The organism is Pseudomonas sp. ASL4 (assembly GCF_056680395.1).
Genome location: NZ_CM155280.1, coordinates 6,879,622 through 6,898,506 on the forward strand (window position 1 = coordinate 6,879,622; position 18,885 = coordinate 6,898,506).

Here is an 18,885-nt window from a genome sequence, read left to right on the forward strand (position 1 = left end):
AGCCGCTTGGACTGACGACCATTTAAAAGTCAGCGTGTAATCGCGCTGACTGTGTTTTGCGCCAGAATCCATTGCCCTTCCTGCAAGGAGACAAGACGGTGTAAACCTCATTCAAGACGAGGGATCACTACAAAAACCCGGTCTTGAAGCGGTTTTTCAATGTGCGGGGAATGTTTAGGAAACGCCCTACATCCAGTCAGTAATCATCGCTATAGAGTGCAGGGCATATACCCCACTCAAGGAACGAAGATGCTTGCTTGGTTAAGAATGCTGTTAGGTGAAGACAGCGACGATAAATTTCGCAAAGGATTTGAAGCGAGCAAGATTGCGCTTGACAAAGAAGTAGATATTTCACGCATCGGCGCAGGGTATAGCAATCCAGCCATGCAGGAAGACTGGGTCAACTGGGTCGAGTATGAGCGCTCAAAAATAAACGCTTGGTAACCAGGCCCGTCAAAAACCTGCTCACATGTCATTCCTCAGACGCGGCTTTGGTTAGCGTAGTCCGCCAGGTTTCCCACTCTTTCATCAAATTGCCTGGCTACCTCGCAAAGCACCGTTGCGACGCAGATAGCTGATGTCATATTAGCCGCTTAGACTGACGGCTGGCCGTTGCACCAATGTCGCATCGCCCGCAAACACCGCAAAACCTGTAGGAGCTGAGCTTGCTCGCGATAGGGGCGTGTCAGTCGAAATCAATGTTGACTGACCTGGCGCTATCGCGAGCAAGCTCAGCTCCTACAGGTTTTGCGTTTTAACTGGAAGGCCATGGCATAATCCGTCACCTTTTTTTTCCAGCACCTGTAAAGGGGGCAATTCCTTGACCGTTTCAAGTAAAACGTTGCACCTTTTCGGCATCAAAGCCTGCGACACCATGAAAAAGGCGCGCACCTGGCTCGATGAACACGCTGCCAGCTATGACTTCCATGATTACAAAACGGCCGGAATCGACCGTGAACACCTGACCCAATGGTGCGACGAGCACGGCTGGCAAGTGGTGTTGAACCGTGCAGGCACGACCTTTCGCAAACTCGAAGACGAACGCAAAGCCGATCTCGACCAAGCGAAAGCCATCGAATTGATGCTCGCACAACCCTCGATGATCAAGCGCCCGGTGCTTGATCTCGGTGACCGAACCCTGATTGGCTTCAAGCCAGATATCTACGCGGCCGCACTCAAGTAAGGCAGCCCGTTCCTTTTTGTTAGAGGTATCAACATGTCCAATACTCTGTTCAGCCTGGCCTTTGGTGTCGGCACTCAAAACCGTCAAGGCGCATGGCTGGAAGTGTTTTACGCACAGCCACTGCTCAACCCGTCGGCCGAACTGATCGCCGCTATTGCTCCGGTTCTGGGCTACACCGAAGGCAACCAGGCCATCGCGTTCAGCACTGCACAGGCCTCGCAACTGGCTGAAGCGCTGAAAAGCGTCGACGCCGGCCAGGCCGCATTGCTGACCCGTCTGGCCGAGAGCCACAAGCCGCTGGTCGCGACCATTTTGGCCGAAGACGTGCAACTGACTTCCACGCCGGAGGCCTACCTCAAGCTGCACCTGCTGTCCCATCGTCTGGTCAAGCCGCACGGCCTGAACCTGGCCGGCGTGTTCCCGCTGCTGCCGAACGTTGCCTGGACCAGCCAAGGCGCTATCGACCTGACCGAACTGGCCGAGCATCAACTGGAAGCCCGTCTGCGCGGCGAGCTGCTGGAAGTGTTCTCGGTGGACAAGTTCCCGAAAATGACCGACTACGTGGTTCCGGCCGGCGTGCGTATTGCTGACGCAGCGCGTATCCGCCTGGGCGCCTACGTGGGCGAAGGCACCACCGTAATGCACGAAGGTTTCGTCAACTTCAACGCCGGCACCGAAGGCCCGGGCATGATCGAAGGTCGCGTGTCGGCTGGCGTGTTCGTCGGCAAGGGTTCGGACCTGGGCGGCGGTTGCTCGACCATGGGCACCCTGTCGGGTGGCGGCAACATGGTGATCAAGGTGGGCGAAGGCTGCCTGATCGGCGCCAACGCCGGTATCGGTATCCCGTTGGGCGACCGCAACACCGTTGAATCGGGCCTGTACGTGACCGCTGGCACCAAGGTCGCGCTGCTGGACGAAAACAACAAACTGGTCAAAGTCGTGAAGGCCCGTGAACTGGCCGGTCAACCTGACCTGCTGTTCCGCCGCAATTCGGAGACCGGTGCCGTGGAATGCAAAACCCACAAATCGGCCATCGAACTGAACGAAGCGCTGCACGCTCACAACTAAGCAGAGCGTCACACGATCACCTGTCCTCGTAGGAGCGAGGCTTGCCCGCGAAGGCGTCTTCACTGACGCCAAAAGCTTCGCGAGCAAGCTTCGCTCCTACAAGGTCAGGGAGGTCAGGCGTACACCCCGCCCATGTTCACCAGGGCCGAACAACATGATGATTCCTTCTCCCTGGCGCGCCGATTTTCCGGCGATCGCCGCATTGCAACGGCAAGACCAGACGTATCTGGACAACGCCGCCACCACACAAAAACCTCAAGCCCTGCTGGATGCCCTGGCGCATTACTACGCTAATGGCGCGGCTAACGTGCATCGGGCGCAACACTTGCCCGGCGCCCACGCCACCCAGGCGTTCGAGGACAGCCGCAGCAAGGTCGCCCAATGGCTTAACGCTGGCGATTGCGGGCAGATCATCTTCACCCACGGCGCTACCTCGGCGCTGAACCTCCTGGCCTATGGCCTGGAACATCTATTCAATCCAGGCGATGAGATTGTCATCAGCGCCCTGGAGCACCACGCCAATCTATTGCCCTGGCAGCAACTGGCCCTGCGCCGCGCGCTGAAACTGGTGATTTTGCCGCTGGATGCCGACGGTGTGATCGACCTTGAGGCTGCCGCGCAGTTGATCGGCCCACGCACCCGATTGCTGGCGGTCAGCCAGTTGTCCAACGTACTTGGCGCCTGGCAGCCGCTGCCCGAGTTGCTGGCGCTGGCCAAGGCCCACAACGCGCTGACCGTCGTCGATGGCGCGCAGGGCGTGGTCCATGGCCGGCACGACGTTCAGGCGCTGGGTTGCGACTTTTATGTGTTTTCCAGCCACAAGCTCTATGGCCCCGATGGCCTGGGTGTGCTGTTCGGGCGTAACGAAGCCCTTGAACAAGTGCGTGCGTGGCAATTCGGCGGTGAGATGGTGCTGGACGCCAACTACCACGACGCGCGCTTTCGCCCGGCACCGCTGGGTTTCGAGGCGGGTACGCCGCCAATCGCCAGCGTAATTGGTCTGGGGGCGACCCTGGATTATCTCGGCGGACTGGATCAGGAAGCGGTTTCTGCTCACGAAGCGGCGCTACATGACTATTTGCTCAAAGGTCTAGAGGCGCGCAATGGCATTCGACTGCTGGGTAAACCGCACTTGGCACTGGCCAGTTTTGTCGTCGAGGGTGTGCATAACTCGGACCTGGCGCATTTGCTGACCGAGCAAGGGATCGCCGTGCGCGCCGGTCATCACTGCGCCATGCCCCTACTCAAAAGCTTCGAGCTGGCCGGGGCGATTCGGGTGTCGCTGGCGCTGTACAACGATTCCGAAGATCTGGAACGCTTCTTTGAAGCGCTGGATCAGGCGCTGGAGTTATTGCGATGAGCTTGCCCGCCGAAGCCGTTACAGCGCTGGAGACTTTTCAGAATGCCGCTGGCTGGGAACAACGGGCGCGCCTGTTGATGCAATGGGGCGACCGCCTGCCAGCGTTGAGCGCTGTGGATAAAGTCGACGCGAACCGGGTGCATGGCTGTGAAAGCCAGGTCTGGTTGGTGGGCGCGTTGCAGGCTGGGCACTGGCAGTTTGCCGCGAGCAGCGATGCGCGATTGATTCGCGGGTTGGTGGCGTTGTTGCTGGCGCGGGTCAACGGGTTGTCGGCGGCCGAGTTGCAGCAGGTGGATTTGCCGGAGTGGTTTAATCAGCTCGGGCTCAGCCGCCAACTGTCGCCGTCGCGCAGTAATGGCCTCAATGCCGTGTTACAGCGAATGAATGAGTTGGCCGCGCCCCTGTAGGAGCAAGGCTTGCCCGCGAAAGCGGTGTGTCAGGTACGACGCCTTCGCGGGCAAGCCTCGCTCCTACAGGGGAATGCATTTCCTTGTGGGAGCGAGCCTGCTCGCGAAGGGGCCATCAGCAGCAGCCTTAAGCCGCAGGCTTAACGCGATCCGCAGGCCGCCGCACGCCCGCCACAATCTTATCCACAGCTTTGGTCGCCGCGACCATGCCGAACGTCGCCGTCACCATCATCACGGCGCCAAACCCGCCGGCGCAATCGAGTTTCACGCCATCACCGACAAAACTCTTCTGCAGGCAAATGCTGCCATCCGGTTTCGGGTAGCGCAGCTGCTCGGTCGAGAACACGCACGGCACGCTGTAATGGCGGGTCACGGTGCGGGAGAAGTTGTAGTCGCGGCGCAACGTCGAGCGCACTTTCGAGGCCAACGGGTCGTTGAAGGTACGGTTGAGGTCGCAGACCTGGATTAGCGTCGGATCAATCTGCCCGCCCGCACCGCCGGTCGTGATGATCTGGATCTTGCGGCGTTTACACCAGGCAATCAGCGCAGCCTTGGCGTTGACGCTGTCGATGCAATCGATCACGCAGTCGATGTTCGGCGTGATGTACTCGGCCATGGTTTCGCGCGTCACGAAGTCCGCCACCGCGTGCACCGTGCAATCCGGGTTGATCCCGCGCAGACGCTCGGCCATCACTTCGACCTTGGGTTTGCCGACGGTGCTGTCCAGCGCATGCAACTGACGGTTGGCGTTGCTGACGCAGACGTCGTCCAGGTCGAACAGCGAAATCTCGCCCACGCCACAGCGGGCAACGGCTTCCGCCGCCCAGGAACCAACGCCGCCGACACCGACGATCGCCACATGGGCCGCGCGCAAGCGCTCCAGGCCTTCAATGCCATACAAACGAGCGATGCCAGCAAACCGCGGATCTTCTGTACTCATGACCATTACCCCAAAAACCGGCGCGCATTATAGGGCCACAGCGCGAGAACTTTTAACCTTCCGGCTATAAGTGTAAGAACTTATGTGAAACCGCAGTGCCCAATGCCGGGCATTTCCCTGTTCGCTGTACGGTCAGAGAACCTCCAGTGTAGGATGCGCGCCCTGCCCCCCGGCAGCCAGCCGCCAACCGTTCCTTCGTTCCACAGCCTTTGGAACCCGAAAAAAACTATGTCATCGCGTAAATTTGGACTCAACCTGGTCGTGGTGCTCGCCATCGCAGCCTTGTTTACCGGCTTCTGGGCGCTGATTAACCGCCCGGTCTCCGCCCCCAACTGGCCTGAACAGATCTCCGGTTTTTCGTACTCGCCGTTTCAACAAGACCAGTACCCACAGAAAGACCAGTACCCGACCGACGATGAAATGCGTCGCGACCTGGAGATCATGAGCAAGCTGACGGACAACATCCGTACCTACTCGGTCGACGGCACGCTGGAGGACATCCCCAAACTGGCGGAAGAGTTCGGCCTGCGGGTGACCCTGGGGATCTGGATCAGCCCGGACCAGGAACGCAACGAGCGCGAGATCCTGCGCGCCATCGAACTGGCCAACACCTCCCGCAGTGTGGTTCGCGTGGTGGTCGGTAACGAGGCGATCTTCCGTAAGGAAATCACCGCCAAGGACCTGAGCGTGATCCTCGATCGCGTCCGCGCCGCCGTGAAAGTGCCGGTGACCACGTCCGAACAATGGCACGTCTGGGAAGAACACCCGGAACTGGCCAAGCACGTCGACCTGATCGCCGCGCACGTTCTGCCCTACTGGGAATTCATCCCGGTGGACAAGGCCGGTCAGTTCGTCCTCGACCGCGCCCGGGACCTGAAAAAGATGTTCCCGAAAAAACCACTGCTGCTTTCGGAGGTTGGCTGGCCGAGCAACGGCCGGATGCGTGGCGGCACCGATGCGAGCCCGGCGGATCAGGCGATCTACCTGCGGACTTTGGTCAACAAGCTGAACCGCCAGGGCTTCAACTACTTCGTGATCGAAGCGTTTGACCAGCCGTGGAAAGCCAGCGACGAAGGCTCGGTGGGCGCGTATTGGGGCGTGTTCAACGCCGCGCGCCAACAGAAATTCAACTTCGAAGGCCCGGTGGTCGCGATTCCGCAATGGCGCGTGCTGGCGATCGGCTCGGCCGTACTGGCGTTGCTGTCCCTGACCTTGCTGATGATCGACGGCTCGGCCCTGCGCCAGCGTGGCCGGACCTTCCTGACCTTTATCGCCTTCCTGTGCGGTTCGGTTCTGGTGTGGATCGGCTACGACTACAGCCAGCAATACAGCACCTGGTTCAGCCTGACGGTGGGCTTCTTGCTCGCCCTCGGTGCGCTCGGGGTGTTTATCGTGCTGCTGACCGAGGCCCACGAACTGGCCGAAGCGGTCTGGACCCACAAGCGCCGGCGAGAATTCCTGCCGGTCGAAGGTGATTCGGACTACCGACCAAAAGTCTCGATTCACGTACCGTGCTACAACGAACCGCCGGAGATGGTCAAACAGACCCTCAACGCCCTGGCCAACCTCGACTATCCGGATTTCGAAGTCCTGATCATCGACAACAACACCAAGGACCCGGCGGTCTGGGAACCGGTGCGCGATTACTGCGAAACCCTCGGCCCGCGCTTCAAGTTCTTCCACGTCGCCCCGTTGGCCGGTTTCAAGGGTGGCGCGCTGAACTACCTGATTCCGCACACCGCCAAGGATGCCGAAGTCATTGCGGTGATCGACTCGGACTACTGCGTCGACCCGAACTGGCTCAAGCACATGGTGCCCCACTTCGCCGATCCGAAAATCGCCGTGGTGCAGTCGCCACAGGACTATCGCGACCAGAACGAAAGCACCTTCAAGAAGCTCTGCTACGCGGAATACAAAGGTTTCTTCCACATCGGCATGGTCACCCGTAACGACCGTGACGCGATCATCCAGCACGGCACCATGACCATGACCCGTCGCTCGGTGCTCGAGGAACTCGGCTGGGCCGACTGGTGCATCTGTGAAGACGCCGAGTTGGGCCTGCGCGTATTCGAAAAAGGCTTGTCGGCGGCGTATTACCACACCAGCTACGGCAAAGGCTTGATGCCCGATACCTTTATCGACTTCAAGAAACAGCGTTTCCGCTGGGCCTATGGCGCGATTCAGATCATCAAGCGTCACACCGCCAGTTTGCTGCGCGGCAAGGGCACCGAGCTGACCCGTGGCCAGCGCTACCACTTCCTCGCGGGCTGGTTGCCCTGGGTTGCCGATGGCATGAACATCTTCTTCACCGTCGGCGCCCTGTTGTGGTCGGCAGCGATGATCATCGTGCCGCAACGGGTCGATCCACCGCTGTTGATTTTTGCAATCCCGCCATTGGCGTTGTTCGTGTTCAAGGTTGGCAAGATCATCTTCCTGTACCGTCGTGCGGTCGGGGTCAACCTGAAAGATGCGTTCTGCGCGGCACTGGCCGGGTTGGCGTTGTCGCACACCATCGCCAAAGCGGTGCTGTACGGCTTCTTCACCAGCAGCATTCCGTTCTTCCGCACGCCGAAAAACGCCGATAACCACGGCTTCTGGGTGGCGATTTCGGAAGCTCGCGAAGAGATGTTCATCATGCTGCTGTTGTGGGGCGCTGCGCTGGGGATCTTCCTGGTGAACGGCTTGCCGAGCAACGACATGCGCTTCTGGGTGATCATGTTGCTGGTGCAGTCGCTGCCGTACCTGGCGGCGCTGATCATGGCGTTCCTGTCTTCGCTGCCCAAACCGGTTGCCGAGCCTGAGCCTGCACCGGCTGTCTAAATCAGTACAGATGCACTAAACGGCGGCCAATGGCCGCCGTTTTGCTTTAAGATAACCGCCATTTTGCAGGCCTTGGCCGGGCCCGGTTTAACGGCCGAACGCCTTACCTGTGGGAGCGGGCTTGCTCGCGAAGCTTTTGGCGCCAGTGATGGCCCCTTCGCGAGCAAGCCCGCTCCCACATTTTAGTCCGCGCCCAAATTCATGTTTTTCGGAGTTTTCCATGACGGCCCACGCCGACCTTTCGCCGACCCTCCAACTCGCCATCGACCTGATCCGCCGTCCCTCCGTGACGCCGGTCGACGCCGATTGCCAGAAGCAGATGATGCAGCGCCTGGGCGATGCCGGTTTCAAACTGGAACCGATGCGCATCGAAGATGTGGATAACTTCTGGGCCACCCACGGTAAACACGACGGTCCGGTGCTGTGCTTCGCCGGTCACACCGACGTTGTCCCGACCGGTCCGGTAACCGCTTGGCAGATCGACCCGTTCAACGCGGTGATCGACGAACACGGCATGCTCTGCGGCCGTGGCGCGGCAGACATGAAAGGCAGTCTCGCCTCCATGACCGTCGCCGCCGAGCGTTTCGTCACCGACTACCCGGATCACAAGGGCAAGGTCGCTTTCCTGATCACCAGCGACGAAGAAGGCCCGGCGCACCACGGCACCAAGGCTGTGATCGAACGCCTCGCCGCCCGTAAAGAACGTCTGGACTGGTGCATCGTCGGCGAACCGTCGAGCACCACCCTGGTCGGTGACGTGGTCAAGAATGGCCGTCGCGGTTCCCTCGGTGCCAAGCTGACCGTACGCGGTATTCAGGGCCACGTGGCCTATCCGCACCTGGCGAAGAACCCGATCCACCTCGCCGCCCCGGCACTCGCGGAACTCGCCGCCGAGTATTGGGACCACGGCAACGACTTCTTCCCGCCGACCAGTTTCCAGATTTCCAACGTCAACTCCGGCACTGGCGCGACCAACGTGATTCCGGGGGATCTGGTGGCGGTGTTCAACTTCCGCTTCTCCACCGAATCCACCGTCGAAGGCCTGCAAAAGCGGGTGGCCGATATCCTCGACAAGCATGGCCTGGACTGGCACGTGGATTGGGCGCTGTCGGGCCTGCCGTTCCTCACCGAACCGGGCGCGCTGCTGGATGCGGTGGCATCGAGCATCAAGGACATCACCGGTCGCGAGACCAAGGCTTCCACCAGTGGTGGCACCTCGGACGGGCGCTTCATCGCAACCATGGGCACCCAAGTGGTTGAGCTGGGGCCGGTCAACGCGACGATTCACCAGGTCAACGAGCGCGTGCTGGCCGCCGACCTCGATGTGCTGACCGAAATCTACTACCAGACCTTGATCAAGTTGCTCGCCTGATGCTGGCCTGCCCGATCTGCAGTGAACCGCTGAACGCGGTGGACAACGGCGTGGCCTGCCCCGCCGGGCATCGTTTCGACCGCGCGCGCCAGGGGTATCTGAACCTGCTGCCGGTGCAGCATAAGAACAGCCGCGACCCTGGGGATAACCTGGCGATGGTCGAGGCCCGCCGCGATTTCTTGAACGCTGGTCATTACGCGCCGGTCGCCAAGCGTCTGGCGGAACTGGCGGCGCAGTACGCGCCGCAGCGCTGGCTCGACATCGGTTGTGGCGAGGGTTACTACACCGCGCAAATCGCCGAGGCCTTACCGAATACTGACGGTTACGCGCTGGACATCTCCCGGGAAGCGGTCAAACGCGCCTGTAAACGCAACCCGGCGCTGACCTGGTTGATCGCCAGCATGGCGCGGGTGCCGTTGGCGTCCGGCAGTTGCCAGTTTCTGGCCAGCGTCTTCAGCCCATTGGACTGGGAAGAAGCCAAACGCTTGCTCAGCCCTGGCGGCGGCTTGATGAAGGTCGGCCCGACCAGCGGCCACCTGATGGAATTGCGCGAAAGCCTGTACGACGAAGTGCGTGAATACACCGACGACAAGCACCTGGCTCTGGTGCCGGAAGGCATGGCGCTGGCGCACAGCGAAACCCTGGAATTCAAACTGACGCTGGAAAGTGGTCAGGACCGCGCCAACCTGTTGGCCATGACGCCCCACGGCTGGCGCGCCAGCGCTGAACGCCGAGCGGCAGTCATCGAGCAGGTCGAGCCGTTCGAAACCACGGTTTCGATGCGCTACGATTACTTTATTCTTCAGTAACTTTTCAATTTCTGGGTCTACGGCATTTGCCGTGGACCGGCTAAATCCGCGAATGGATTTTTCAAGACCGCAGTGAGGACATCCATGCGCCAACCCGATATCGAGATTTACCTGAAAGACGCCGACGTCGACTACAAAGCCGTCGCCGCCTGGCTGGGCGCCGCTCTGGGCCCGTGCACCGACTGGGTACAGAAAGGCCAGACCTACAAATGCAAGGCCGGTAACGTGCCAGTGACCTGGCTGCCAAAAGCCGTCGGCAAATGGAACAGCCTGTTTCTGGACAGCGACCAGACCCCATGGGAAGACGATATCGCCTGCGCCCGCGCAGCCTTTGCCGCGCTGAACGTCGAAGTGCGTTGCGCGCCGGGTACGTGGGTCGAGGAAGAAGGTGAAGAATTGGCCGATCGCTGGATGCGAATCAGCGTTGACGGTGAAGAAGAGATCACCTGGAAAACCGTGTAAAACCAAAAAGATCGCAGCCTTCGGCAGCTCCTACAGGGTCATGTGTACACCTGTAGGAGCTGCCGAAGGCTGCGATCTTTTGATCTTAAAGCTTACAGCCCCACCACATCCTCAGCCTGCAACCCCTTCTCGCCTGTCACCACGGCATACTCAACCTGCTGACCTTCAGCCAGCGAGCGGTGGCCTTCACCGCGGATCGCACGGTAGTGCACGAACACGTCCACCCCGTCCTCGCGTTGAATGAAGCCGTAGCCCTTGGCATCGTTGAACCACTTTACATTGCCGGTTTCGCGCGTAGCCATGTCTCGTTACCCCCTTCTTTTTATTTTGAGCGGTCGAGTATATGACAGCCGCCAAAACTCTCAACTCAAGTTTACTTAGCCGCTTTTTTGCCGATTTTCGATGAATCCGGCACACTATCGGCCTCCCGAGCAAACGCTCGGTTTTATTCACTCACGCAGAAGCCGTATGACCCGTTCCCCGTTTCGCCGTCTTGTGTTTGGCACCCTGCGCCGACTGTTGTACCTCTGGGTTCGCTCGGAGACGATCAACCAGTCGTCCCTTACCCTCAACCTCGACCGCAGCCGTCCGGTGTTCTACGTCCTGCAAAACCCTTCGCTGACCGACCTCGCTGTGGTCGACACCGAGTGCACCAAAGCCGGCCTGCCGCGCCCGGTGCTGCCGGTGTCGGTGGGTAATCTGTTGGAGCCCGCCGCGTTCTTTTACCTGACACCCGAGCCCGACTGGCTCGGCCGCCAGGACAAACGCGGCGCGCCGCCGACCCTGACCCGCCTGGTCAGCGCCCTGAGCCAGAACGCCGCCGAAGACGCGCAGATCATCCCGGTCAGCGTGTTCTGGGGCCAGTCGCCGGACAGCGAATCCAGCCCGTGGAAGCTGTTGTTCGCCGACAGTTGGGCGGTCACCGGGCGTCTGCGCCGCTTGCTCAGCATCATCGTGCTGGGGCGCAAGACCCGCGTGCAGTTCTCGGCGCCGATCCATCTGCGCGAACTGATCGACCACAATAAGGGCCACGAACGCACCGTGCGCATGGCTCAGCGGATCCTGCGGGTGCACTTCCGCAACCTGAAAGCCGCGGTGATCGGTCCGGACATTTCCCACCGCCGAAACCTGGTCAAAGGCTTGCTCAATCAGCCCTTGGTCAAACAAGCGATCCTCGATGAAGCCGAGCGTGAAAACATCTCCCCGGAGAAAGCCAAGGCCCAGGCCCTGCGCTACGGCAACGAGATCGCCTCGGACTACACCTACACCGCGATCCGTTTTCTGGAAGTAGTGTTGAGCTGGTTCTGGAACAAGATTTACGACGGGGTGAAGGTCAACCACATCGAAGGTGTGCAGAAAGTCGCCCAGGGTCACGAAGTGATCTATGTGCCTTGCCACCGCAGCCACATCGACTACTTGTTGCTTTCGTATCTGTTGTTCCGCAATGGCCTGACTCCGCCGCACGTTGCCGCCGGGATCAACCTGAACATGCCGGTGATCGGCAGCCTGCTGCGTCGCGGCGGTGCGTTCTTCATGCGCCGCACGTTCAAGGGCAACCCGCTCTACACCTCGGTGTTCAACGAATACCTGCACACTCTGTTCACCAAAGGCTTCCCGGTCGAGTACTTCGTCGAGGGCGGCCGGTCGCGCACCGGGCGCATGCTGCAACCGAAAACCGGGATGCTGGCGATCACCCTGCGCAGCTTCCTGCGTTCGTCGCGGATGCCGATCGTGTTCATCCCGGTGTACATCGGTTACGAGCGGGTTCTGGAAGGCCGGACCTACCTCGGCGAACTGCGTGGCGCGACCAAGAAGAAAGAATCGATCTTCGACATCTTCAAAGTCATCGGCGCGCTCAAGCAGCGCTTCGGCCAAGTGGCGGTGAACTTCGGCGAACCGATCAAACTGGCGGAGTTCCTCGACAGCGAACAACCCGACTGGCGCTCCCAAGAGCTTGGCCCGCAGTTCAAACCGGCCTGGCTCAACGAAACCACCAACCGCCTCGGCGAGAAAGTCGCGCAGCATCTGAACGAAGCGGCGGCGATCAACCCGGTGAACCTGGTGGCGCTGGCATTGCTGTCCACCAGCCGTTTGGCCCTGGATGATCGCGCCATGGCGCGGGTGCTTGATCTGTATCTGGCGCTGTTGCGCAAGGTCCCGTACTCGCCGCACACCACGTTGCCGGAAGGCGATGGTCGGGCGCTAATCGAGCACGTGAAGGACATGGACCTGCTGTCCGAACAGAGTGATGCCTTGGGCAAGATTTTGTACCTGGACGAGCAGAACGCTGTCCTGATGACCTACTACCGCAACAACGTGCTGCACATCTTCGCCTTGCCAGCGCTGTTGGCGAGTTTCTTCCAGAGTGCGTCGCGCATGAGCCGCGAACAGATCCTGCGCTACACCCGCGCGCTGTATCCGTACCTGCAATCAGAGCTTTTCATTCGCTGGTCCATGGATGAGCTGGATGGCGTGGTCGATCAGTGGCTCGAAGCCTTCGTCGAGCAAGGCTTGCTGCGTTTCGAGAACGATGTGTACCTGCGTCCGGCACCGAGTTCGCGGCATTTCGTACTGCTGACGCTGCTGTCGAAAAGCATCGCCCAGACCCTGCAACGTTTTTACATGACTGTTTCCTTGCTGCTCAACAGCGGCCAGAACAGTATTAGCGCCGAAGAACTGGAAGACCTGTGCACCGTCATGGCCCAGCGCCTGTCGATCCTCCACGGTTTGAACGCCCCGGAGTTTTTCGACAAGAGCCTGTTCCGTCACTTTATCCAGACCTTGCTCGACCTCGACGTGCTGCGTCGCGACGAAGCCGGGAAGCTGAGCTATCACGCGCAGCTCGGCGAACTGGCTGAAGGCGCGGCCAAACGCGTATTGCCGGCGGAGATTCGCTTGTCGATCCGTCAGGTGGCGTTGCATCGCAGTGAAGATGCGGCGGACCAGGTCGCCACACAACCCGAGACTTGATGAAATCCCTGTGGGAGCGGGCTTGCTCGCGAAGGCGGTTCAACATTCAACATCTGTGTTGTCTGGCGCACCGCTTTCGCGAGCAAGCCCGCTCCCACATTAATTGGAGATATTCGATGAAAAAACTCTCTCTATTGGCCATGACCGCGCTACTGGGAGCCTGCCAATCCATGCACCCCGCCGCTAAAACCAGCCTCGATGGCGAAGTGTTCTATCTGCAACGCATCGCTTTGCCGCCAAGCGCCACGTTGAGTGTCAGCCTGCAGGACGTGTCCCTGGCCGACGCGCCAGCCGTAGTCATCGACGAACAGAAAGGCCCGGTCAAAGGCCAGGTGCCGCTACCGTTTCATCTGAGCTACGATCCGTCGCAGGTCAAACTTGGCCATCGTTACTCGGTCAGTGCGCGGATCGAAGTCAACGGCGAACTGATGTTCATCACCACCGAAAACCACGCCGTAAAACTCGACGGCAACGATCCGCAACCGCTGAAAATCCGCGTCGACGCCGTTCGTTAAATTCCGCTCAAGATCAAGGAAGCTGCCATGTTCCGCCCTACCCTTCGCTTTGCCGGCCTGTGCGCAGGCTTGATGATTTCCGCCAACGCCCTGGCGCTGTCCCTCAGTGACCTGTCGCAAAACGATGCCACTGGCGGCCTCAAGGACGCGCTGACCCAAGGCGCGCAAATCGCTGTCAAGCAACTGGGCGCCCCTGGCGGTTTCAGCAACAACCCGGACGTGAAGATCGAACTGCCGGGCAAGCTGGGCAAAGTCGCGAAAAAAATGAAGCAGTTCGGGATGGGCGACCAGGTCGATCAGCTGGAAACCAGCATGAACAAAGCGGCTGAAACCGCCGTGACGCAGGCCCAGCCGATCCTCGTGGATGCGGTGAAAAAGATGAGCGTGGCCGATGCCAAGGGCATTCTCAGCGGCGGCAAGGACTCGGCCACCCAGTACCTGGACAAATCCAGCCGCGAGCAGATCCGCACCAAGTTCTTGCCGATCGTTAAACAAGCCACCGACCAGGTCGGTTTGGCCAAGCAGTACAACTCGTTCGCCGGTCAGGCAGCGACCTTGGGTGTGCTGGATGCGAAGAATGCCAATATCGAAAACTACGTGACTGAACAGGCGTTGAATGGCTTGTTCGAGATGATCGGCAAACAGGAAGAAACCATTCGCCAGAACCCGGCGGCGGCGGCGACCAGTTTGGCCAAGAAAGTCTTCGGCACGCTTTAACTCAGTACACAAAACCCTGTGGGAGCGAGCAGGCTCGCTCCCACAGGTTCACGCCGGGTCTTTCTTGATCCTGAACCACGCCGCATACAGCGCCGGCAGGAACAACAGCGTCAACGCCGTCGCCACAATCAACCCGCCCATGATCGCCACCGCCATCGGCCCGAAGAACACGCTGCGGGACAGCGGGATCATCGCCAGCACCGCGGCAAGTGCCGTCAGCACAATCGGCCTGAACCGCCTTACTGTCGCCTCGATGATCGCTTGCCAAGGCTTGAGCCCGGCGGTGATGTCTTGCTCGATCTGATCCACCAGGATCACCGAGTTACGCATGATCATCCCGGACAACGCGATGGTCCCGAGCATGGCGACGAAGCCGAACGGCTGACCGAACACCAACAGGAACAACGTCACGCCAATCAACCCCAATGGCGCGGTCAGAAACACCATCGCCGTGCGTGAGAAGCTGCGCAGTTGCAACATCAGCAAGGTCAGCACCACCACGATAAACAGCGGCACACCGGCCTTCACCGAGTTCTGCCCGCGCTCCGAGTCTTCCACCGTACCGCCGACATCCAGCAAGTAGCCGTCGGGCAGTTCGGCGCGGATCGGGTCGAGGGTCGGCATGATCTGCTGAACCAGGGTCGCCGGTTGTTCCTTGCCGTAGATGTCGGCGCGAATCGTCACGTTGGGCAAGCGATTGCGGTGCCAGATGATGCCCTCTTCGAAGCCGTATTCCAGGGTCGCGATCTGCGACAGGGCAACGCTTTTTCCGTTGTCCGTCGGCACCGCCAGGCTCGGCAGCAACGACAATTCGGTACGCTCATGCACGGTGCCGCGCAGCAGGATTTCGATCAATTCGTTGTCTTCGCGGTACTGACTGACGCTGGAACCGGTCAGCGAGCTTTGCAAAAACCTCGACAGGTTGGCGGTGCTCACGCCGAGTGCCCGGGCGCGGTCTTGATCGACGTTCAGGTAAACCACTTTGCTCGGCTCTTCCCAGTCCAGATGGACGTTGACCACGTGCGGGTTCTCGCGAACCTTGGCCGCGACTTTGCGCGCCAGCGCACGGACTTCTTCGATGTGCTCGCCGGTAACGCGAAACTGCACCGGATAACCCACTGGTGGACCGTTTTCCAGCCGCGTGACTCGCGAACGCAGTTCCGGGAATTGTTCGTCGAGGGTTTCGATCAGCCAGGTGCGCAGGGCTTCGCGCTCCTCGATGGTTTTCGCCAGGACGACAAACTGGGCGAAGCTCGCCGCCGGCAGTTGCTGATCCAGCGGCAGGTAAAAGCGCGGTGAACCGGTGCCGACGTAAGCCACGTAATTGTCGATGCCAGCGTGTTCCTTCAGCAGGCCTTCAAGGCGTTTAACCTTCTCGGTGGTGTTGCTCAGGGACGCGCCTTCCGCCAGTTTCAGATCGACCATTAACTCCAGACGACTCGAAGCCGGGAAGAACTGCTGCGGCACGAAACGGAACAGCACGATGGAGCCGATGAACAACACCACGGTCAGCAGGATCACGGTTTTGCGCCAGCGCACACACCACTCGACCAAGCGCCGGACGCGCTGATAGAACGGCGTGCCATAAGGGTCGGGTTGACCGTCGCCGGTGCCGTGTTTGGCGGCATGAATTTTCGCCAGGTCCGGCAGGAGTTTTTCCCCCAGGTACGGCACGAACACCACGGCGGCCACCCACGACGCCAGCAGTGCGATGGTCACCACCTGGAAGATCGAGCGGGTGTATTCACCAGTGCCCGATTGCGCAGTGGCAATCGGCAGGAACCCGGCGGCGGTGATCAACGTGCCGGTGAGCATCGGGAACGCGGTGCTGGTCCAGGCATAGCTGGCGGCTTTGATCCGGTCGAAGCCCTGTTCCATTTTGATCGCCATCATTTCCACGGCGATAATCGCGTCATCCACCAGCAACCCCAAGGCCAGTACCAGTGCGCCGAGGGAAATCTTGTGCAGGCCGATACCAAGGTAATACATGCAGGCGAAGGTCATCGCCAGCACCAGTGGAATGGTCAATGCCACCACCATCCCGGTGCGCACGCCGAGGGAGAAAAAGCTCACCAGCAACACAATCGTCAGGGCTTCGACCAGCACCTGAACGAATTCGCCGACACTGGTTTTTACCGCGGCCGGCTGGTCCGAGACCTTGCGCAGTTGCATACCGGCGGGGAGGTTTTTCTGGATGCGGTCGAACTCGCCTTCCAGAGCCTTGCCGAGCACCAGAATGTCGCCACCGTCCTTCATGGCCACGGCCAGACCGATGGCGTCTTCGCCCATGAAGCGCATGCGCGGCGCCGGTGGATCGTTGAAGCCGCGACGCACGTCGGCGACATCGGCGATACGGAATGTACGATCACCGACCCGGATCGGGAAGTTCTTGATCTGGTCGACCGTCTGAAAATTCCCGGTGACCCGTAGCTGCAATCGCTCGCTGCTGGTTTCGAAGAACCCGGCGGTGGACACCGTGTTCTGCTCTTCAAGCGCTTGCTGTACTGCCGCCAGTGGCAGCCCGAGGGTGGCGAGCTTGACGTTGGACAGTTCGATCCAGATCTTCTCGTCCTGCAAGCCAAGCAGGTCGACCTTGCCCACATCCTTGACCCGTTGCAGTTGAATCTGCACCCGGTCGGCGTAATCCTTGAGCACCGCGTAGTCAAACCCGTCGCCGGTCAGGGCGTAGATATTGCCGAAGGTGGTGCCGAACTCATCGTTGAAAAACGGGCCTTGAATGCCCGGTGGCAGAGTCTGGCGGATGTCGCTGATCTTTTTGCGAACCTGATACCAGAGATCCGGGATCTGCGCCGAATGCATGGAGTCGCGAGCAATGAAGGTCACCTGGGACTCGCCGGGGCGTGAGAACGAAACGATGCGCTCGTACTCGCCGGTTTCCATCAGCTTCTTTTCAATGCGCTCGGTCACCTGGCGCGACACTTCCTGGGCCGTCGCCCCAGGCCAGCTGGTACGAACCACCATAGCCTTGAAGGTGAAAGGCGGGTCTTCGCTTTGGCCGAGTTTGGTGTAGGAAAGCGCGCCGACAATTGCCAGCAAGAGCATCAGGAACAGTACGATCTGGCGATTACGCAGCGCCCATTCGGAAAGATTGAAACCCATCGGGGATTACTCCTTGGCCGCCAGATTAACCACGCGGTTGGAGCGATCCACCGGGCGCACTTGCTGCCCGTCGTGAAGCACATGAACGCCGGCGGCCACCACCCAGTCACTGGCGTTCAGGCCTTCGAGTACCGGTACGGTTTTCTCACCGAAGGCACCGATCCGCACCGGGGCTTTTTTCAAGGTGTTGTTGGCGCCAACGATCCACACGTAGGTCGCTCCGTTTTCGGCGGTGACGGCTGACAGCGGCACAGACAGCGGCACGACCTGGGCGGTCTGGATAAACACTCGGGCACTCTGGCCAAGTTCGGCGGGGACTTTGCCGGAGGTGAAGGAAATACGCGCGGCGAAGGTCCGCGATTTGGGATCGGCCGCCGGCGACAGTTCACGAATGCGCCCGGTAAAACGTTGATCGGGTTGGGTCCAGAGCTCCACCGTCACCGGCTGATCAACCTTGAAGCGCCCAAAGCTTTGCTCCGGCAAGCTGATCAACACTTCACGCTCGCCATCGGTGGCGAGCGTGAACACGGTTTGCCCGGCGGCCACCACTTGGCCGACTTCGACCGCGCGTTTGGCGACCACACCGTCCTGAGGCGCGCGGAGCACGGCGTAGCTGGCCTGATTGGTCGAGACGTTGAACTCGGCTTTGATCTGCTTGAGGCGTGCTTCGCCGGATCGGTAGAGGTTTTCAGAATTGTCGTACGCAGAGCGGCTCACCATCTGACGGTCCATCAGCGTCTTGTAGCGATCGCGTTCGGCGCGGACCAGGCTCAGGTTGGCCTCGGCGGCGGTCACCTGGGCGCGAGTGGCTTCCAGTTGCAGCCGTACGTCCTGGGGATCGAGCTCGGCCAACGGCTGATCGGCCTTGACCCGCTGGCCTTCCTCGACCAGTCGTCGGCTGACTTTGCCACCAATGCGGAACGCCAGATCCGGCTCGTAACGGGCGCGAACTTCACCGGGATAGCTTTCCATCGCCTGGGCCGAAGGCTCTGGCTGAACCACCATGGCCGGGCGCACGCTGACTTGCGGCGCCTCGTCGTGACCGCACGCCGACAATAAAAAAGCCAGGCTGACTGGCAATGCGAGGGGCAAGGCATAGCGGAACATGGTGAAGGACCTTTCGCTAATGGTGCTTGGAATAA

General features: G+C 60.3%; 16 protein-coding genes. 12 read left to right on the plus strand and 4 right to left on the minus strand.

The features are described from left to right. Positions 1–249 precede the first annotated feature (249 nt). The 5 genes from AC1MEW_RS31545 (at position 250) to AC1MEW_RS31565 (ending at position 4,018) form a co-directional block, all read left to right on the plus strand. On the plus strand, positions 250–444 hold the full coding sequence (locus AC1MEW_RS31545; protein WP_322270621.1) for a hypothetical protein: 195 nt from the start codon (positions 250–252) through the stop codon (positions 442–444). A 430-nt stretch (positions 445–874) separates the two neighbouring features. Further along, positions 875–1,183 carry an arsenate reductase gene (locus AC1MEW_RS31550; RefSeq protein ID WP_242486321.1) on the plus strand — a complete coding sequence of 103 codons (309 nt, stop codon included), beginning with the start codon at positions 875–877 and terminating at the stop codon, positions 1,181–1,183. A 33-nt stretch (positions 1,184–1,216) separates the two neighbouring features. Further along, positions 1,217–2,251, plus strand: coding sequence for a 2,3,4,5-tetrahydropyridine-2,6-dicarboxylate N-succinyltransferase (gene dapD / locus AC1MEW_RS31555; RefSeq protein WP_201201041.1), 1,035 nt, complete (start codon positions 1,217–1,219; stop codon positions 2,249–2,251). 154 nt (positions 2,252–2,405) lie between these two features. After that, positions 2,406–3,611 carry an aminotransferase class V-fold PLP-dependent enzyme gene (locus AC1MEW_RS31560; protein WP_201201040.1) on the plus strand — a complete coding sequence of 402 codons (1,206 nt, stop codon included), beginning with the start codon at positions 2,406–2,408 and terminating at the stop codon, positions 3,609–3,611. After that, positions 3,608–4,018 carry a SufE family protein gene (locus AC1MEW_RS31565; RefSeq protein ID WP_201256209.1) on the plus strand — a complete coding sequence of 137 codons (411 nt, stop codon included), beginning with the start codon at positions 3,608–3,610 and terminating at the stop codon, positions 4,016–4,018. The genes AC1MEW_RS31560 and AC1MEW_RS31565 overlap by 4 nt, the downstream gene beginning before the upstream one ends. Before the next feature lie 127 nt (positions 4,019–4,145). Here AC1MEW_RS31565 and tcdA read toward each other — a convergent pair whose 3' ends face one another. Beyond that, positions 4,146–4,958: a tRNA cyclic N6-threonylcarbamoyladenosine(37) synthase TcdA gene (tcdA, locus tag AC1MEW_RS31570; RefSeq protein WP_201256210.1), complete on the minus strand. Its 813-nt coding sequence runs from the start codon at positions 4,956–4,958 to the stop codon at positions 4,146–4,148. A gap of 228 nt (positions 4,959–5,186) precedes the next feature. Between tcdA and AC1MEW_RS31575 the strand changes: the two genes are divergently transcribed. From AC1MEW_RS31575 to AC1MEW_RS31590, 4 genes are all read left to right on the plus strand, one after another. Then, complete coding sequence (locus AC1MEW_RS31575) at positions 5,187–7,778, plus strand: glycosyltransferase (RefSeq protein WP_201201037.1); 2,592 nt, start codon at positions 5,187–5,189, stop codon at positions 7,776–7,778. A gap of 220 nt (positions 7,779–7,998) precedes the next feature. Continuing rightward, on the plus strand, positions 7,999–9,150 hold the full coding sequence (gene dapE / locus AC1MEW_RS31580; protein ID WP_480424794.1) for a succinyl-diaminopimelate desuccinylase: 1,152 nt from the start codon (positions 7,999–8,001) through the stop codon (positions 9,148–9,150). Further along, complete coding sequence (locus tag AC1MEW_RS31585) at positions 9,150–9,959, plus strand: putative RNA methyltransferase (protein WP_201201025.1); 810 nt, start codon at positions 9,150–9,152, stop codon at positions 9,957–9,959. The genes dapE and AC1MEW_RS31585 overlap by 1 nt, the downstream gene beginning before the upstream one ends. Before the next feature lie 84 nt (positions 9,960–10,043). Next, on the plus strand, positions 10,044–10,421 hold the full coding sequence (locus AC1MEW_RS31590; protein WP_201201024.1) for a hypothetical protein: 378 nt from the start codon (positions 10,044–10,046) through the stop codon (positions 10,419–10,421). 92 nt (positions 10,422–10,513) lie between these two features. Here the strand turns inward: AC1MEW_RS31590 and AC1MEW_RS31595 are convergent, their stop codons facing one another. Further along, positions 10,514–10,723, minus strand: a complete 210-nt coding sequence (locus tag AC1MEW_RS31595) for a cold-shock protein (RefSeq protein WP_010462862.1) — start codon at positions 10,721–10,723, stop codon at positions 10,514–10,516. A gap of 166 nt (positions 10,724–10,889) precedes the next feature. Here AC1MEW_RS31595 and plsB point away from each other — a divergent pair, with 166 nt between their 5' ends. The 3 genes from plsB (at position 10,890) to AC1MEW_RS31610 (ending at position 14,623) form a co-directional block, all read left to right on the plus strand. After that, positions 10,890–13,391 (plus strand): glycerol-3-phosphate 1-O-acyltransferase PlsB, encoded by a 2,502-nt coding sequence (gene plsB / locus AC1MEW_RS31600; protein ID WP_201201022.1) that lies wholly within the window; start codon positions 10,890–10,892, stop codon positions 13,389–13,391. 116 nt (positions 13,392–13,507) lie between these two features. Further along, entirely contained in the window at positions 13,508–13,906 is a 399-nt protein-coding gene (locus tag AC1MEW_RS31605; protein WP_480424796.1) for a YbaY family lipoprotein, read from the plus strand. Between the two features lie 27 nt (positions 13,907–13,933). Further along, entirely contained in the window at positions 13,934–14,623 is a 690-nt protein-coding gene (locus tag AC1MEW_RS31610; protein ID WP_201256211.1) for a DUF4197 domain-containing protein, read from the plus strand. Positions 14,624–14,671: 48 nt separating this feature from the next. Here AC1MEW_RS31610 and AC1MEW_RS31615 read toward each other — a convergent pair whose 3' ends face one another. Next, the gene (locus tag AC1MEW_RS31615) at positions 14,672–17,743 is read right to left on the minus strand and encodes an efflux RND transporter permease subunit (protein WP_201256212.1); all 3,072 of its coding nucleotides are present in this window, start codon (positions 17,741–17,743) and stop codon (positions 14,672–14,674) included. Positions 17,744–17,749: 6 nt separating this feature from the next. Next, positions 17,750–18,850 carry an efflux RND transporter periplasmic adaptor subunit gene (locus AC1MEW_RS31620; RefSeq protein WP_201201005.1) on the minus strand — a complete coding sequence of 367 codons (1,101 nt, stop codon included), beginning with the start codon at positions 18,848–18,850 and terminating at the stop codon, positions 17,750–17,752. Positions 18,851–18,885 lie beyond the last annotated feature (35 nt).

Excerpts from the sequence above, each read along its gene's own strand:
- AC1MEW_RS31545 (WP_322270621.1), top strand. The coding sequence starts at position 250 with ATGCTTGCTTGGTTAAGAATGCTGTTAGGTGAAGACAGCGACGATAAA.
- AC1MEW_RS31550 (WP_242486321.1), top strand. The coding sequence starts at position 875 with ATGAAAAAGGCGCGCACCTGGCTCGATGAACACGCTGCCAGCTATGAC.
- dapD (WP_201201041.1), top strand. The coding sequence starts at position 1,217 with ATGTCCAATACTCTGTTCAGCCTGGCCTTTGGTGTCGGCACTCAAAAC.
- AC1MEW_RS31560 (WP_201201040.1), top strand. The coding sequence starts at position 2,406 with ATGATGATTCCTTCTCCCTGGCGCGCCGATTTTCCGGCGATCGCCGCA.
- AC1MEW_RS31565 (WP_201256209.1), top strand. The coding sequence starts at position 3,608 with ATGAGCTTGCCCGCCGAAGCCGTTACAGCGCTGGAGACTTTTCAGAAT.
- tcdA (WP_201256210.1), bottom strand. The coding sequence starts at position 4,958 with ATGAGTACAGAAGATCCGCGGTTTGCTGGCATCGCTCGTTTGTATGGC.
- AC1MEW_RS31575 (WP_201201037.1), top strand. The coding sequence starts at position 5,187 with ATGTCATCGCGTAAATTTGGACTCAACCTGGTCGTGGTGCTCGCCATC.
- dapE (WP_480424794.1), top strand. The coding sequence starts at position 7,999 with ATGACGGCCCACGCCGACCTTTCGCCGACCCTCCAACTCGCCATCGAC.
- AC1MEW_RS31585 (WP_201201025.1), top strand. The coding sequence starts at position 9,150 with ATGCTGGCCTGCCCGATCTGCAGTGAACCGCTGAACGCGGTGGACAAC.
- AC1MEW_RS31590 (WP_201201024.1), top strand. The coding sequence starts at position 10,044 with ATGCGCCAACCCGATATCGAGATTTACCTGAAAGACGCCGACGTCGAC.
- AC1MEW_RS31595 (WP_010462862.1), bottom strand. The coding sequence starts at position 10,723 with ATGGCTACGCGCGAAACCGGCAATGTAAAGTGGTTCAACGATGCCAAG.
- plsB (WP_201201022.1), top strand. The coding sequence starts at position 10,890 with ATGACCCGTTCCCCGTTTCGCCGTCTTGTGTTTGGCACCCTGCGCCGA.
- AC1MEW_RS31605 (WP_480424796.1), top strand. The coding sequence starts at position 13,508 with ATGAAAAAACTCTCTCTATTGGCCATGACCGCGCTACTGGGAGCCTGC.
- AC1MEW_RS31610 (WP_201256211.1), top strand. The coding sequence starts at position 13,934 with ATGTTCCGCCCTACCCTTCGCTTTGCCGGCCTGTGCGCAGGCTTGATG.
- AC1MEW_RS31615 (WP_201256212.1), bottom strand. The coding sequence starts at position 17,743 with ATGGGTTTCAATCTTTCCGAATGGGCGCTGCGTAATCGCCAGATCGTA.
- AC1MEW_RS31620 (WP_201201005.1), bottom strand. The coding sequence starts at position 18,850 with ATGTTCCGCTATGCCTTGCCCCTCGCATTGCCAGTCAGCCTGGCTTTT.